The sequence below is a fragment of the Spirillospora sp. NPDC052242 genome, from assembly GCF_040679555.1.
Lineage (GTDB): Bacteria > Actinomycetota > Actinomycetes > Streptosporangiales > Streptosporangiaceae > Spirillospora.
Genome location: NZ_JBFAUZ010000007.1, coordinates 88926 through 104451, shown reverse-complemented (window position 1 = coordinate 104451; position 15526 = coordinate 88926). Strand labels below are relative to the sequence as shown.

Here is a 15526-nt window from a genome sequence, read left to right as displayed (position 1 = left end):
GGGCTAGGAGAGGGGCGGGACGGCGGACTCGTCGAGCGCGCCGCAGTCCACGGCGCGGCGCAGCCGGTCGGTGAGCGCGCTGATCGTCGCCGGCTCGTCCAGCACGCCGCCCTCGCCGCCGGACCGTTCCCGCCACGCCCGGACCCGCGCGATGACGTCGTCCACGCCCGTCAGGTGGTAGCCGTACACGACGGCGTAACGGCTGGGCAGGTGCGCCGGGTGCAGGTCCCAGCCCTGGTGGAACCCGTGCCGCAGCGAGTGCCGGACGTGCGCGGCGTGCGCCGCCCACGCGGCGTTGACCTCGTCGGGGCCGTCGTCGCGCGGGACGACGTTGGTGGAGCCGTCCGACAGCCGCACCCCGGTCCCGGCGAACCCGACCTGCATGACGTGCCGCGCGAAGTCGCAGGCCGGGTGGTCGAGCCGCTGCTCCTCCGGCGGGAGGCCGACGGCGGCGGTGTAGTCGAACACGCCGAAGTGCGCGCCGGTCAGCCGCCCCCCGGCCGCCCGCACGATCGCGGGCGCCGCGACCCGCCCGTCCGCGTCGAAGACCGACTCGGGGGTCTCCACCTGGATCTCGAACCGCAGGATGCCCGCGGGCAGCCCGAGGGACGTCTCCAGCAGGTCCAGGTACTCGGTGAACAGCGCGACGTGCTCGGCGGAGATCACCTTCGGGAACGTGATCGTGAACCCGCCGGGCAGCCGGCCGAGCCGGTCCCGCAGCGCGGTGAGGAAGCCGTCCAGCGTCCGCATCGCCCGCTCGTGGCCGCCGTCGGCGAACGACTTGACCCGCAGCCCCCAGTAGTGCGGGAGCCCCTTCACCTCGTACGCGGCGGCCACGGCCTCGACGACCTGCCCGACGTGCGCGTCCTCCTCGGCGTCGGGACGGACGCCGTAGCCGTCCTCGAAGTCGATCCGGACGTCCTCGACCGGCTCGGCGGCCAGCTTGGCCGCGACCCGCTCCCGGACCGGCCCGGCCAGCTCCGGGTCGAGGCCGAACGCGGCCCCGAACGACCCGTCGCCCGGGGTGTGGGTGTTGAGCAGCCGCAGCGCCTCCGCGCCGAAGTCGGCGGGCGTCGAGGCGGCGAACCGGTCCGCCGGGACGTACACCGTGTGCACCGGCCGGCGGCCGTCGGCGCCGCCGGGCAGGCGCTCGCGGTGCGCGTCGCGGACGGCGGCGATGCGGGCGGACAGGTCGTCGAGCGAGGCAACGCTGAGATTCACCCCGCCATGATCCCCCAAGATCCGCGGAATGTGGCGCCGGGCGCGAGATCGATCAGCCCCTCGCCGGAGGCGAGCGCGTTCGGCGGGCAGGTCATCGGCTCGACGCCCAGCCCGGCGCGCGGCTCCGGCGCCTCGTCGGCGGTGTAGATCTGCATCCAGGGGTGCGTCTCGTCGGACCACAGCCGCACCGACCGGCCGCCGCCGCTGAGCGTCGCCCAGCAGCGGCCCGCGTCGTCCCGGCCCAGGTCCGTGTACGCGTGGTCGATCTTCCGGTCGCCGAGGACGGGGCCGTCGCGCAGGTCCCAGCGGGTGCCCACGACGTCCTGCACGGGCCCGGACGGGATCATCCGGTCGTCCACCGGGACGTACCGGGCCGCGTCGAGCGTCGCGGTGCAGCGGTCGAGCGGCTCGCCGACCGTGAGGTACGGGTGGGCGCCGTGCCCGTACGGGGCGGTGACGCTCCCCGGGTTGTGCGCGCTCATCCGGACGGTCAGGCCCGTGTCCGCGTCGAGCGCGTACTCGGCCTCGAGGTCGAGGCGGAACGGGTACCCGGCGGAGCCGAGCAGCCGGTGCGTCAGCCGCACCCGGTGCGGCTCGTGCTCGGCGGCCGTCCAGGACGACCACCGGACGAGCCCGTGGATCGCGCAGTCGTTCTCCGGCTCGGACAGATCCAGCCGGTACGCCTTCCCGCCGTACTCGTAGCGGCCCCGGTCGACGCGGTTCGGCCACGGGATCAGCAGGCTTCCGAACGCCGCCGGGGCCGGTTCGTCCGCGCCGTGGGTCAGCACGAGCGGCCGTCCGTCGCGGGTCAGCTCCCGCAGGCCCGCGCCCGACTCGGTGACGACGGCCCGGTACGGCCCGGCGGCGAGCGCGTACTGCGCCCCGGTGATCATTTCGGTCATACTCGGACGTTACCCGAGCGCACGACCGCCACACGGCACGGCTCGTCCGGCCACCTCTCATCCGGCACGGGTCATCCGGCACGGGTCATCCGGCACGGGTCATCCGGCACGGGTCATCCGGCGCGGCTCATCCAGCGGGGGCCGGTCAGCGCGATCGCGGCGCGGCAGCCGGCGAGCAGCCCGTGCGCCAGGTCGGTGCCGGAGGTGTGCCCGACGGCCAGCAGCCGCCGCACCGCCGGGCCCGGCGGCTCCGCCCCGGCGGCGCAGCGCAGCACCGCGCCGACCTCCGCGCCCGCGGCGCCCGCCGCCGCGCAGTGCAGCAGCGTCGCGGCGAGCGCGGTGGTGCGGGTGCCGGCGTCCGCGGTGACGGCCGCGCCCAGCCAGTCCGCCAGCCACACCGCGCGCCCGCCGGGACGGACGGCGCCGCCCGCGTGCCGCAGCGCCACGAGCAGGCCGCACAGGACGTCGTCCCCGCTCGGGGTGAGGCCGGGGCCGAGCCCGACGATCCGCTCGGCGGCCTCCACGGCGCCCGCGAGGTCCCCGGCGGCGCAGCGGGCGGCGAGCAGGCCGGGGTCGGGGTGGCCGGCCAGCCCGCCGCCGGTCATCCCGGCGTGCTCGCACGCGGCCTCCACGGCCCGCAGGCCCCGGGCGAGCGCGGCGGGATGGAGCGGTCCGAGGACGGGCGCGGGGTCCCACTCGCGGCGCACCCGCACCGCGAACCCGCCGGTCTCGACCCGCCCGTCCCCGACGACCGCGTCGGCGCCCTCGCGCACCGCGCGGAACGGGTGGTCGCGGCGCGCCGCCGGGACGACCACGGCGTTCGGCATGCGGGCGGCGTCGGAGGCGACCACGGCCAGCACCCGCGGCTCCGGCCCGCCGCGCACCTCCGCGTACACGGCCGCCGGGAACACGGCGATGACGCGGGCGGGCCGGCGCGGGCCGTCCAGCAGCGGCCGCAGCGCCAGGCTCGCGGCGCCCGAGCGGGGCTGGCGCGCGGCCGGCGGGCGGGTGCCGGGCGGCGCGGGGAGCGGCGCGGGCACGGGCGGCGATGCGGGATCGCGGACGAGCGGGGTCACGGAACCTCCCGAGGCCGGTTGACGGGCGCCGCCCGCGTCCTCGTCGACGGGGCGGCCCGGACTCTGCCGCGACCGTAGATCGCCGCCCGCGCGGGCCGTATGGACAAAGGTGCCAAGGCTTCTTGTCATTGTTCGCCTTTGTTGTCAGTGTTGATCAGGTACCGGTAGCGATCACGCCGTAACAGGCGATGTACGCACCAAAAGGCGAGGTGACCCCTGGCATGAGTTACATCAGCGCGGACCCGGGCCCACCGGCCCTGCGGCTCGCCAGCACCGGAACCCTGACCTACGGCCTGTCGGTCGGCGAGGTCCTCGGCGTCAGCACCCTGAACGGCGCCCGCCTCATCGCCGGCCGGGCCGGCCTCGACCGCGTCGTCCAGCGACTCAACGTGATGGAGGTCCCCGACGTCCTGTCGTGGGTCAAACCGAACGAACTGCTCCTCACCACCGGATACCCGCTGCGCCACACCCCCGAGTCCTTCGACAACCTGATCGCCGACCTGGACGAGCGCGGCCTCGCGGCCCTCGCGATCAAGCTCGGCCGCTACCTGGACGCGCCCCCGCCGGAGATGGTCGAGCAGGCCGACCGGCGCGGCTTCCCGCTGATCCTGCTGCCCCCCGACGTCGGCTTCGACGACATCCTCAACCAGGTGCTGACCGACATCCTGAACCGGCAGGCGGCCGTGCTCGCCCGCACCGAGGAGGTGCACCGCGCGCTCGTCCAGATCGTGCTGTGCGGCGGCGGGCTGCAGGAGGTGGTCGACGAGGTCGCGTCGCTGCTGGACGTGGCGGTGGTCGTGCTGGACGGCGAGCAGCGCGTCCTCGCGGGCGCCGGGCCGGACGAGGACGTCGCCGCGATGCGGGCGTTCGACGCGGGCCGGCACGCCGCCTGCGGGCGCGGCGGCTGCGGCATCACCGGCGCGCACGGCACCGCCGACCACCTGGTCGTGCCCGTGATGGCGGGCGGCTTCGACCACGGCCGGATCGTCGCGTTCAGCCCCGGCGGCGCGCTGCGCGGCACCGACCTCGGCATCCTCGAACGCGCCGCGACCGTCACCGCGCTCGTGGTGACCAAGCAGCAGGCGGTCGCGGCGGTGGAGAGCAAGTACCGGGCCGACTTCCTGCGCGACGTCCTCGCGGGCCGCGCGGGCGACGACGACCGGATCATCGCGCACTGCGACGGCTTCGGCTGGGACCTCGACCGTCCCATGATGGTCGTGGTCGCCGAACTGGACGGGCGCGCCCGCGGCGGGAGCGGCGGGGGAGCGGGCGCGGAACCGGACGGCGGGGCGCGCGGCGGGCGCGGCGCCGACGAGCGGTCCGCGCAGGAGCGGCTCGCCGCGGCCTGGACGGCCGCCGCGCGGCGGCACGACCGCGGCGCGGCGGTGGTGAGCTTCGCCCACGAGGTCGTCGCGATCGTCGGCGGGGACGGCGACGGCTCCGCCGAGCTGCCGACCGCGCCGGTGCAGACGATGATCAAGGAGGCGGCGGCGGTGTTCGCCGAGCACATGTCGGTGCGGCGGACGTTCTCCTCCGGCGTCAGCCGCACGGTGCGGTCCCCGGCCGCGCTGCCCGAGGCGTACGAGCAGGCCGTCAAGGCCGTCCGGGTGGGGCGGCAGCTCCACGGCCCCGGGGCGCGCGCGCACTTCGACCAGCTCGGCGTGTACCGGCTGCTGAGCCTGGTGTCGGACCCGGAGGAGCTCCACGCGTTCGTCCGCGAGACCCTCGGCGACCTGGCGTCCGACGCCGAGCCCGAACTGGTGGACCTGCGCCGCACCCTCCAGGTGCTGCTGGAGACCAACCTCAACGTCGCCGAGACGGCCCGCCGGCTCCACTTCCACTACAACACGCTGCGCTACCGCATCGGCAAGCTGGAACGGATGCTCGGCGCGTTCACCGAGGACGCCCATCTCCGGCTCAACCTCACCCTCGCCCTTCACGTTCTGCGCATGCGCGGTATCTGAGGGTAACGACAGCGCCCGGCGGTTGTCCGGGGGCCGCGCCGACGCGCCCCCCGGACGGCCCCGGTCCGCTCGCACGCCCTCCCACCTGGTAGATCTACCGTGCCGCACGGCGCGGCGACGCAGGACCGGGAGGGACCCGATGAAGATCGGCTGGAAGCTGCACGGCGACGGGCGGACGCCCCCGCCGGGCGAGATCGTCCGTCCGGACGAGCGGCTGTCGTGGCCGCGCACCGCCGGGATCGGCGCCCAGCACGTGGTGGCGATGTTCGGGGCGACCTTCGTGTTCCCCGTGCTGATGGGCCTCGACCCGAACCTCGCGATCATGATGTCGGGGTTCGCGACGATCCTGTTCCTGCTGATCGTCAAGGGCAAGGTCCCGAGCTACCTGGGCAGCAGCGCCTCGTTCGTCGGCGTGGCCGCGGCGATCCGGGCGGGCGGCGGCGACAGCGCGACCGTGACCGGCGCGATCCTCGTCACCGGCGCCGTGCTGCTGCTCGTCGGCGTGATCGTCCACCTGCTGGGCGGCGACCTCATCCACCGGATCTTCCCGCCCGCCGTCACCGGCGCGGTCGTCATGCTGATCGGCTTCAACCTCGCGCCGGTCGTCGCCGACACCTACTGGCCGCAGGACCAGTGGGTCGCCCTCGCCACGCTGTGCTTCGCCGTGCTGTGCACGGTGCTGCTGCGCGGCTTCTGGTCGCGGATCGCGATCCTGCTCGCGCTCGTGTTCGGGTTCGCCCTCTCCTGGCTGCTGGACGTCCTCGCCGGGCCCGTCACCTCCGTGCTGCCGGGACAGAACCTGCTGGACGCCGCGGGCCGCCCGTGCACGTCCGAGGGCCCGTACTGCATCGCCACCCCGTTCGCGCACGACCGCGTCGACTTCGGCGCCGTGTCGTCCGCCGACTGGTTCGGGCTCCCGCAACTGCACGGGCCCGACTTCAAGACGTCCGCGATCCTGCTCGCGCTGCCGCCGGTCATCGCGCTGATCGCGGAGAACACCGGGCACGTCAAGGCGGTGTCGGCGATGACCGGCGACGACCTGAACCCGATGCTCGGCCGCGCCCTCGCCGCCGACGGCGTCGGCACCACGCTCGCGTCCGCGGTCGGCGGCGCGCCCACCACCACCTACGCCGAGAACATCGGCGTCATGGCCGCCACCCGCATCTACTCCACCGCCGCGTACTACGTCGCGGCGCTCGTGGCGATCCTGTTCGGGCTCTGCCCCAAGTTCGGCGCGCTGGTCGCCGCCACCCCCGGCGGCGTGCTCGGCGGCATCACGGTCGTCCTCTACGGCATGATCGGCCTGCTCGGCGCGAAGATCTGGGTCGAGAACCGCGTCGACTTCGGCGACCCGGTGAACCTCGTCCCGGTCGCGGCCGCGCTCATCCTCGCGATCGGGAACGTGACGCTGAACGTCACCGACGACTTCCCCCTGCAGGGCATCGCGCTCGGCACCATCGCCGTCCTCGTCGGGTACCACGCGCTGAACGCCGTCCGGCGGCCGGACGGCGCGGGCGGCGGGGTGATCGCGCCGGACGAGACCGAGATCGGCGGCCCGGTGCGGCGCCGTCCCGGCGGGGAGTAGCGGGTCCGTGCCGGCGGGGCTGCTCGGGGAGCGGGGGACTCAACCCCGCCGGCGGGACGACGATAGAACGCGCCGCGCGGCCCGCGGCCCGTAACCGGGAATCCTCCGGATACGTCGGGAATCAGGCTCCGCCCTGGTCGGGCGCGTTGCCGCCGAGCGACCGCGGCAGGTAGTTCTCCAGCGCCGCGGGCCGGAACCCGGCCTTCCTGATCTTGTCGAGGAACGCCTTGAGCTGGCCCGCGAGCCCCTCGCGGAAGTGCATGAGGATGATGTCGCCGGGCTTGAACCCGGCGCCGCCGTCCCCCCGCGCGAACCCGTTGTACCCCACGCCCGGCCCGGACGTCCCGTTGTAGTATTCGGCGGACCACAGGACGAGCGCCTTCACGCCGCAGTCCTTCGACACCCGCCGGGTGGTCTCGTTGTAGCTGCCGAACGGGGGCCGGAACAGCGTCGGGCGCCGCCCGTACTGCTTCGCGATCGCGTCGGACGCCTCGCAGATCTCCTTCTTCTGCGCGTCCGGCCCGAGCGTCGCCATGTCGGGGTGCCCGACCGTGTGGTTCTCCATCGGCGACCCCGCCCGCTTCAGCGCCCAGAAGTACTGGCCGTGCCCGTCGATGTAGCGGGACGTCAGGAACGTCATGATCGGAACCTTCTCCTTCCGGACGAGGTTCACGAACTCGGCGTCGTAGACGTAGCCGTCGTCGATCGTCAGGAACACGACGCGGTCCTGCGTGTCGATGCTGTTGATCACCGGGGGCAGGCCGTCCGGCGCGGGCTTCGGCGGCGTCCACGAGCCGGGCTCCGGCGCCGGGAAGGTCCGGTCGGCGAGCGCCGCGGCGAGCTGCGTCCGGGTCGACGGCCCGGACTCGCCGGCCTGCGCGCGCACCACGGGCCAGCCGCCCGCCGTCACGCCGAGCACTCCGGCGGCGACCATCGCGATCACGGGCGTCTTCCCACGCATCGGCCGCGTTCTCCGTTCAGTCGAGCAGGCTCCGGGGGTCCGCCGGCGCGCCCGCGCGGCCCTGCCCCCCGTCGTCCGGGGCGGCGCGCGGCGCGTACCGACGGGACATATCTGATCATGCCCGGACGCGCGGCGCCGTAATTGCCCGATCTTCGGCGTGTATTCGACTGTCACCCCGAGGAAAGGCGACCGTCGGCCTCCGCTCCGCTCCGGCCGCCGGGGGCCCGCAGAAGCCCCGCGCGGGAGTGTGAGACCGGCCGCGCATGTCAGGCCGCCGTGGCGGGCGTTCGCCGACCGGTGGGCGGGTCAGGCGTCGCGGCGTTCGAAGAGGACGAGGGCGGCGGCGAGGAGGACCGCCGTGTAGATCGCGAACACGCCGAGGCCGGCCCAGGGGGCGAGCTGGTCCGGCTGGTGCGCGGGGGAGAGGATCGCGTTCCCCGCGTTGGACGGCAGGTACTTGTTGACGTTCTCGCCCCACGATCCCGGCAGGAAGCCGCCCGCGATGCCGAGGACGAACAGGAGCACGAACACCAGCACGACCGACCCCGCCGTGTGCCGCAGCAGCGTGCCGAGGGCGAGCGCCATGATCGCGATCAGCGCGAGCCAGAGGCCGCCGCCGGCGACCGCCCGCAGGACGCCGGGGTCGCCGATCGAGCCGTCCAGGTCCTTCGCGGCGAGGATGGGCTGCGCGACGAAGAACGACGCGAACGTCACCGCGACGCCGACGACGAGCACGACCAGGGCGAGCACGAGGGTCTTGGCCGCGAGGTAGTGGGCGCGGCGGGGCACGGAGGTCAGCGCGGTGCGGATCATCCCGGTGGAGTACTCGGCCGTGATCACCAGCACGCCGAGCGCGCCGAACACCACCATCGCGAAGTAGAACGCGACCTGGATCGGCGTCATCGGCGTGAACGTGGCCCGCTCGGTGTCGGTCATCTGGTCGTAGGTCGTGCTGAACGCCAGCGCCCACAGCGCCGAGAAGCCGATGAGGACGACGGCCCCCGCGAGCAGCGTCCAGAACGTCGACTTCACCGTGCGGATCTTCGTCCACTCCGCGGCCAGGACGTGCCCGAAGCGCACCCGGCGGACGTTCCGGGCGGGCGCGGCGGCCGGGGGCGCGGGCGCGGCCGTCACGTCGGCGTCCCCGTCCACGCGTGGTACTCGACGGCGTCGCCGGTCAGCCGCATGAACGCCTCCTCCAGCGACGGCCGGACCAGCGCGAGCTCGTGCACCCGCAGCGCGTGGTCGGCGGCGAGGTCGCCGACCTCCGCCGCCGTCGCGCCGTGCACCAGCAGCGACCCGTCCGGTCCGTCCTGGATCCGCCGCCCGCCGGACGCCAGCAGCCGCGCGAGCTCGCCGAGCTGCGGCGACCGGACGCGGACGTGCCCGGCGGCGTTCTGGTCGATGAACTCCCGCATCCCGGTGTCGGCGAGGATCCGGCCGCGGCCGATCACCACGAGGTGGTCGGCGGTGAGCGCCATCTCCGACATCAGGTGGCTCGACACGAACACCGTACGGCCCTCCCGCGCGAGCCGCCGCATCAGCGTCCGGATCCAGCGGATGCCCTCCGGGTCGAGGCCGTTCGCGGGCTCGTCGAACATCAGCACGCCCGGGTCGCCGAGCAGCGCGCCCGCGATGCCGAGCCGCTGCCCCATCCCGAGCGAGAACCCCCGGACGGGCCGCCGCGCGACGTCCCGCAGCCCGACCAGCTCCAGGACCTCGTCCACGCGCCGCCGCGGGATGCCGTTGCTCTGCGCGAGGCAGCGCAGGTGGTTGTAGGCGTTGCGGCCGCCGTGCACCGCCGTGGCGTCCAGCAGCGCCCCGACCTCGCGCAGCGGCGCGCCGAGGGAGCGGTAGTGGACGCCGTTCACGGTGACGTCCCCGGCCGTGGGGCGGTCGAGCCCGAGGATCATCCGCATCGTCGTCGACTTGCCCGCGCCGTTCGGCCCGAGGAACCCGGTGACGCGGCCGGGCGCGACGGTGAACGAGGCGTGGTCGACGGCGGTGGTGGCCCCGTACCGCTTCGTCAGCCCCCGCGCCTCGATCACTCCCGGCTGATACCGAACCGTCCGGCCCCGGAAACGGCGACGGCGGGCACCCGGGGCGGATTTCACCCCCGGATTGCCCGCCTTTGGTCCCCGCGGGGTCAGCCGACCGCCACGAGGTCGACCACGAAGATCAGCGTCTCGCCCGGCTTGATGGCCGGGCTCGGGCTGCGGTCGCCGTAGGCGAGGTGCGGCGGGATGACGAGCTTGCGGCGGCCGCCGACCTTCATGCCGGGGATGCCCATGTCCCAGCCCTTGATCATGCGGCCGGCGCCGAGCTCGAAGTCCAGCGTGGAGCCGCGGTTCCAGGACGCGTCGAACTCCTCGCCGGTGGACCACGACACCCCGACGTAGTGCATCGACACGCGCGAGCCCTTAACGGCCTCGGGGCCGTCGCCCACGGTGATGTCGGTGATGTCGAGCATCGAGGGCGGCTGACCCTCGGGGAAGTCGATCTCGGGGCGTTCCAGCGCCATGAACGGGCTCCAGCCTTGTCGTCCGTCGGATGAAAGGGATCAGCCTACCGGCGGGCGCGGAGCCGGTGGGCGAGGTCGGTGCCGTCGAGCCGCAGGTCGGCCCGGTGCCGGGTGCCGTCCGCGGCGAAGTGGGCGGCCTCGCGCACGGACCAGCCGTCCCATGCGTCGGCGAACGCGGGCCCGTCCCGGTCGAGGACGCGGGCGCGGCGCAGCGCGCGGGGCGCCTCGATCCACACCCGGTACGCGGCGGGCGACCCGGCCCACGCCGCGCCGACCCCCTCGGCCAGCAGGACGGGCGCGGGCGGGATCTCCTCGGGCGGCCCGTACGCCTCGCGGTGCCAGTGGAACCGGCGCAGGACGGCCGGGCGGCCCTCCCGCAGCGGCGCCAGCACCGTCCGCTCGAACGGCTCCCACCAGGTCAGCGGGTCGGCGTCCCACGGCACCCGGAAGTCGTCGGACCGGACGACCGGGGCGCCCGCCAGCACCCCGGCGAGCCGTCCCGCGAACGTCGACTTGCCCGCGCCGCTCGGCCCGTCGACCGCGACGAGCCGCACCGGCCCGCAGGACGGCGGCAGCGCCAGCAGGCGCGCGGCGAGCGCCGGGTAGGTGGTCGCGGTCTCCGGCATGGACGGCATACTTCCAGGTGCTCATCCGACGACCGGAAGGGGGCGGGGATGGATCTGCTCGGGGAAGCGGGCGGCCCGGTGCGGGTGGCGGGACGGGAGCTGGCGCGGGACGAGCTGCAGCGCCGGGCGTCGGCCGTCGCCGCCCGGATCGGCGGGGCGGACGCGGTCGCCGTGCACGCCACCGCGTCCCTGGAGACGGTCGTGGCCGTGGTCGGCGGGCTCCTCGCGGGCGTCCCGGTGGTGCCGGTGCCGCCCGACTCGGGACCGGACGAGCGGGCCCATATCCTCGGCGACTCCGGCGCCGCGCTGCTGCTCGGCGCGCGCGGCACCGCGACCCTCGACGGGGAGCCGCCGCTGGTACCGGTCGACGATCTCCCGCCGGGCGACCCGGGACCCGGCGGGCACGCGCCGGACGCGACCGCCCTGATCCTCTACACCAGCGGGACGACGGGCGCGCCGAAGGGCGTGCTGATCTCCCGCGGCGCGATCGCCGCCGGCCTCGACGCGCTCGCCGGCGCGTGGGCGTGGACCCCCGACGACGTCCTCGTGCACGGGCTGCCGCTGTTCCACGTGCACGGCCTGGTCCTGGGCGTCCTCGGCGCCCTGCGCGTCGGGTCGCCGCTCGTCCACACCGGACGGCCGAGGCCCGAGGCGTACGCGGCCGCCGCGGCGGACGACGGCGGCAGCCTGTTCTTCGGCGTCCCGACGGTCTGGTCGCGGACGGCCGCGGACGCGGCGGCGGCGGAGGCGCTGCGCGGCGCGCGGCTGCTCGTGTCCGGGAGCGCGCCGCTGCCGGTGCCCGTCTTCGAGCGGCTCGAGGGCCTCACCGGGCACCGTCCGGTCGAGCGGTACGGCATGACCGAGACGCTCATCACCGTCAGCGCGCGCGCCGACGGCGAACGGCACCCGGGGTACGTGGGCACGCCGCTGCCGGGCGTCGAGACCCGGCTGCGGGCCGAGGACGGCGCGCCCGTCCCGTCCGACGGCGAGACGCCCGGCGAGCTGCACGTCCGCGCCCCGCTGCTGTTCAAGGGGTACCTCAACCGCCCGGAGGCGACCGCCGCGTCGTTCACCGCGGACGGCTGGTTCCGCACGGGCGACATCGCCGTCATCGCCCCGGACGGGCGGCACCGCATCGTCGGCCGCGCCTCCACCGACCTGATCAAGAGCGGCGGCTACCGGATCGGCGCGGGCGAGGTCGAGAACGCGCTGCTGGCGCACCCGGCGGTGCGGGAGGCGGCCGTCGTCGGCACCCCGCACGCCGACCTGGGCGAGCAGGTCACCGCCTACGTCGTCGCGGACGGCGTGGACGAGCGCGGGCTGATCGACTTCGTCGCCGGGCGGCTCTCGGCCCACAAGCGGCCCCGCGCCGTCCACCTGGTGGACGGGCTCCCGCGCAACGCGATGGGCAAGGTGGTGAAGACCCGGCTCGGCGAGCTCTGACCGGCGAGGTCAGGGGAGCAGGGACGGCAGCAGGGGGCGCACGAGGTCGCGGGCGTACGACTCGGGCGGGTCGGGCGTCGCGGCGCCCTCGGCGAAGTAGCGCAGGAAGCCCTGCTGGAAGCAGGCGCCGATCAGCAGCGCGGCGGCCGCGGCGGTGTCGGCGTCCGCCGCGACCCGGCCGAGGTCGCGTTCGGCGTCGAGGTACTCGGCGAGCTCGCGGACCGGCACGTGCGGGCCCGCCCCGTATTTGCGCAGCGACTCGCGGGTCGCGGCCATCAGTGGCGGCTGCGCGACCATGGACGCCATCATCGGGAACGCGCGCCGGTAGAAGCGCAGCCCGTTGTGCACCACGGCCACGAGGTTCGACTCGACGGTGTCGCGGCCGGGCACGCCCGTGACGGAGAACGCGGGCATGCGCTCCTTGAGGACCAGCATCATCAGCTCGTCCTTGTCGCGGAAGTGCTTGTAGAGCAGCGCCTCGGAGTACCCGGCGGCCCGGGCGATCTCCTTGGTGGTGGCGCGGGCGACGCCGCGCTCGCGCATCACGTCGGCCGCCGCGTCCAGGATCCGCTCCCGTGCGCTCATCCGGCTCCCTCCGCTTGACAGGTGAGTGAATGCTAACCCAATCTAGGAGTGAGTAAAGATTCACTCACCCAGGTTCACCAGGAGGAACCATGCGACTCACGATCTTCGGGGCGACCGGCGGCACCGGGCTGCAGGTCGTCCGCCGGGCCCTCATCGGCGGCCACCGGGTCACCGCGGTCGTGCGCGACCCCGCCCGGCTGCCCGCCGACCTGCGCGACCGCACCGGCGTCGGCGCGGCCCTCGAGATCGTCCGCGCCGACGTCATGGACCCCGGAGCCATCGAGGGCGCGGTGAAGGGCAGCGACGCCGTCATCAGCGCCATCGGCACCCGCGAGGGCCGCGCCCCCACCACCGTCTGCGAGGACAGCGCGCGCAGCATCACCGCCGCGATGGCGGCCGCCGGGGAGCGGCGGTTCGTCATGGTCAGCGCGTCCGGGTTCGCCAACGGGCCCGGCGACGACCCGCTCACCCGGTACGTCGTCAAGCCGCTGGTGCTGAAGCCGATGCTCAAGCACGCCTTCGCCGACATGGGCCGCGCCGAGGACGTCGTCCGCGCCTCCGGCCTCGACTGGACGATCGTCCGCCCGCCGCGGCTCACCGACGGCGACGGCAAGGGCCGCTACCGCGCCGCGGTGGACCGCAACGTCCGCGGCGGCTTCACCCTCGCCCGCGCCGACCTCGCCCTCGCGCTGATCGACCACGCCGCCGACCCGTCCGCGATCGGGCACGTCGTCAGCGTCGCCGGCTGAGCAGGGCGGATGACAACCGTCACGACGATCGGCTGACAACCGCCGGGCGAAGCGGTGACAGCCGCTTCTACCGGCGGCACGGCGCCCCGGCGACGCTGGGGGCATGCAACCGAACAAGGTGATCCACGTCGACGGGCTGCGCCAGCGGTACGGCGACCACGAGGCCGTCGCCGGCGTCTCCTTCGAGGTCGGGGAGGGGGAGCTGTTCGCGCTCCTCGGCACCAACGGGGCCGGCAAGACCACCACCATGGAGACCCTCGAGGGGTTCCGCCCGGCGCACGCGGGCACCGTCCGGGTCCTCGGCCGCGACCCGCACCGCGAGCGCCGCGCCGTCCGCCCGCAGATCGGGATCATGCTGCAGGAGGGCGGGTTCTTCAACGACCTCACGGTCGCCGAGACCACCGCCCACTGGCGCGGGTTCACGCCCCGCGCGCGGCCCGCCGCCGAGGTGCTCGCGCTCGTCGGGCTGGAGGACCGGGCGGGCGTGAAGGTCCGGCAGCTGTCCGGCGGGCAGAAGCGCCGCCTCGACCTCGCGCTCGCGCTCCTCGCCCGTCCCCGCGTCCTGTTCCTGGACGAGCCCACCACCGGCATGGACCCCGAGGCCCGGCACGCCACCTGGCGGATCGTCCGGGACCTGGTGCGGGACGGCACCACGGTGCTGCTGACCACGCACTACCTGGAGGAGGCCGAGCAGCTCGCCGACCGGCTGGCGATCATGCACCGGGGCGTGATCGAGCAGACCGGCACCGTCGCCGAGGTCGTCGCCGGCCACGGCGACCGCATCAGCTTCCAGATGCCCGAGCGGCTGCAGGTCCGCGAGCTGCCCCTGCTCGGCGGCGCCGCCGCGGAGATCGCCGTGGACGGCGGCCGCGCCACCGCCACGTACACCGTGCGCGGCGACGGCATGCAGGCCGGGCTGTACGAGCTGCTGCGCTGGGCGGACGCGGGCGGCGTCGCGCTCGACGGCCTGCAGGCGCGCAGCGCGTCCCTCGAGGACGTCTTCCTCCGCACCGCCACCGCCGCAGCGACCCCCGAAGGAGCCTCCCGATGACCCTCACCGCCCCCCGCAGGCCCCGGGTCGCCGTGCCCGCCGTGTCGCCCCGGTCCCTCGCGCGCGTCGCGCGGTTCGACGCCGTCCTGCTCTACCGCAACCGCACCGCCCTGTTCACCGTCTTCGGGCTGCCCGTGCTGTTCATCGTGATGCTGATCCCGATGCGCGGCCAGGACATCGACGGCGTGGACGGCGCGCTGCTGCAGGGCACCGGCCACCTCGCGTTCTTCCTCATCTTCGCGATCTTCATGAACCTGGTGAACGTGTTCACCGCCCGCCGCGAGGACCTCACCCTCAAGCGGCTGCGCGGCACCGTGCTGTCGGACGCCGAGATCCGCGGCGGCAGCCTCCTCACCGCGACCGCGGCGTACGCGGTGCAGGCCGTGCTGCTGCTCGCCGTGCTCGGCACGGCCTTCGGCGGCCGGTTCCCCGCGGACCCGCTGCTGCTGCTCGCCGGCCTCGCCGGCGGCGTCGTCGTGTTCGCCCTGCTGGCGTTCGCGGTCTCCGGGCTCACCCCGAACGCCGAACTCGCCCAGCTCACCGTCCTGCCGATCATGTTCGCCTGCATGGCGGGCGGCGGCGTGATGTTCCCGCTGGACGCCCTCCCCGACGCCCTGGCCGCCGCGTGCCGCTGGCTGCCGCTGACCCCGGTCGTCGAGATCACCCGGACCGCCTACTTCGGGCAGGACTTCGCGGGATCCTCCGGGCACGCCGCGCTCGGCTTCGGCGAGGGCTGGGCCGCGTGCCTGCAGTCCTTCGCCGCCCTCGTCGTCTGGGGCGCGCTCGGCGCCGAGGCCGCCAAGCGCTGGTTCCGCTGGGAACCGCGCCGCGGGTGAGCGGCC

General features: G+C 75.0%; 15 protein-coding genes. 6 read left to right on the top strand and 9 right to left on the bottom strand.

Annotation, left to right across the window (positions count from 1 at the left end; translation table 11 throughout):
• Nucleotides 1-3 precede the first annotated feature (3 nt).
• The 3 genes from AB0L25_RS07890 to AB0L25_RS07880 form a co-directional block, all read right to left on the bottom strand.
• Nucleotides 4-1221, bottom strand: a complete 1218-nt coding sequence (locus tag AB0L25_RS07890; RefSeq protein WP_500169762.1) for a DUF6986 family protein — start codon at nucleotides 1219-1221, stop codon at nucleotides 4-6.
• A complete protein-coding gene (locus tag AB0L25_RS07885; protein ID WP_500169760.1) occupies nucleotides 1218-2123 on the bottom strand; it encodes an aldose 1-epimerase family protein in 906 nt (301 codons plus the stop codon). The genes AB0L25_RS07890 and AB0L25_RS07885 overlap by 4 nt, the downstream gene beginning before the upstream one ends.
• Nucleotides 2124-2236: 113 nt before the next feature.
• Nucleotides 2237-3199, bottom strand: coding sequence for an oxamate carbamoyltransferase subunit AllH family protein (locus AB0L25_RS07880; RefSeq protein WP_500169758.1), 963 nt, complete (start codon nucleotides 3197-3199; stop codon nucleotides 2237-2239).
• A gap of 221 nt (nucleotides 3200-3420) precedes the next feature.
• Between AB0L25_RS07880 and AB0L25_RS07875 the strand changes: the two genes are divergently transcribed.
• Together AB0L25_RS07875 and AB0L25_RS07870 are read left to right on the top strand one after the other, a co-directional pair.
• Complete coding sequence (locus AB0L25_RS07875; protein WP_500169757.1) at nucleotides 3421-5163, top strand: PucR family transcriptional regulator; 1743 nt, start codon at nucleotides 3421-3423, stop codon at nucleotides 5161-5163.
• A 139-nt stretch (nucleotides 5164-5302) separates the two neighbouring features.
• Nucleotides 5303-6748, top strand: coding sequence for a uracil-xanthine permease family protein (locus AB0L25_RS07870; protein ID WP_500169755.1), 1446 nt, complete (start codon nucleotides 5303-5305; stop codon nucleotides 6746-6748).
• 121 nt (nucleotides 6749-6869) lie between these two features.
• On the opposite strand, the gene AB0L25_RS07865 is transcribed toward AB0L25_RS07870, so the two are convergent.
• The 5 genes from AB0L25_RS07865 to AB0L25_RS07845 form a co-directional block, all read right to left on the bottom strand.
• Nucleotides 6870-7709, bottom strand: coding sequence for a polysaccharide deacetylase family protein (locus tag AB0L25_RS07865; RefSeq protein ID WP_500169753.1), 840 nt, complete (start codon nucleotides 7707-7709; stop codon nucleotides 6870-6872).
• 306 nt (nucleotides 7710-8015) lie between these two features.
• Nucleotides 8016-8861 carry a DUF2705 family protein gene (locus AB0L25_RS07860; protein WP_500169751.1) on the bottom strand — a complete coding sequence of 282 codons (846 nt, stop codon included), beginning with the start codon at nucleotides 8859-8861 and terminating at the stop codon, nucleotides 8016-8018.
• Nucleotides 8840-9757 (bottom strand): ABC transporter ATP-binding protein, encoded by a 918-nt coding sequence (locus AB0L25_RS07855; RefSeq protein WP_500169749.1) that lies wholly within the window; start codon nucleotides 9755-9757, stop codon nucleotides 8840-8842. Before AB0L25_RS07855 ends, AB0L25_RS07860 begins: the two co-directional genes overlap by 22 nt.
• A gap of 98 nt (nucleotides 9758-9855) precedes the next feature.
• Nucleotides 9856-10230, bottom strand: coding sequence for an FKBP-type peptidyl-prolyl cis-trans isomerase (locus tag AB0L25_RS07850; RefSeq protein ID WP_500169748.1), 375 nt, complete (start codon nucleotides 10228-10230; stop codon nucleotides 9856-9858).
• A gap of 44 nt (nucleotides 10231-10274) precedes the next feature.
• On the bottom strand, nucleotides 10275-10856 hold the full coding sequence (locus AB0L25_RS07845; protein WP_500169746.1) for a uridine kinase family protein: 582 nt from the start codon (nucleotides 10854-10856) through the stop codon (nucleotides 10275-10277).
• Nucleotides 10857-10904: 48 nt separating this feature from the next.
• Here AB0L25_RS07845 and AB0L25_RS07840 point away from each other — a divergent pair, with 48 nt between their 5' ends.
• Nucleotides 10905-12299, top strand: a complete 1395-nt coding sequence (locus tag AB0L25_RS07840) for an acyl-CoA synthetase (RefSeq protein ID WP_500169744.1) — start codon at nucleotides 10905-10907, stop codon at nucleotides 12297-12299.
• Between the two features lie 9 nt (nucleotides 12300-12308).
• Here the strand turns inward: AB0L25_RS07840 and AB0L25_RS07835 are convergent, their stop codons facing one another.
• Nucleotides 12309-12884 (bottom strand): TetR/AcrR family transcriptional regulator, encoded by a 576-nt coding sequence (locus AB0L25_RS07835; RefSeq protein WP_500169742.1) that lies wholly within the window; start codon nucleotides 12882-12884, stop codon nucleotides 12309-12311.
• Between the two features lie 89 nt (nucleotides 12885-12973).
• Between AB0L25_RS07835 and AB0L25_RS07830 the strand changes: the two genes are divergently transcribed.
• From AB0L25_RS07830 to AB0L25_RS07820, 3 genes are all read left to right on the top strand, one after another.
• Entirely contained in the window at nucleotides 12974-13633 is a 660-nt protein-coding gene (locus AB0L25_RS07830) for an NAD(P)-dependent oxidoreductase (protein ID WP_500169740.1), read from the top strand.
• 103 nt (nucleotides 13634-13736) lie between these two features.
• Nucleotides 13737-14684, top strand: coding sequence for an ABC transporter ATP-binding protein (locus AB0L25_RS07825; RefSeq protein ID WP_500169738.1), 948 nt, complete (start codon nucleotides 13737-13739; stop codon nucleotides 14682-14684).
• Entirely contained in the window at nucleotides 14681-15520 is an 840-nt protein-coding gene (locus AB0L25_RS07820; protein ID WP_500169736.1) for an ABC transporter permease, read from the top strand. Before AB0L25_RS07825 ends, AB0L25_RS07820 begins: the two co-directional genes overlap by 4 nt.
• The last annotated feature ends 6 nt before the right edge of the window (nucleotides 15521-15526 follow it).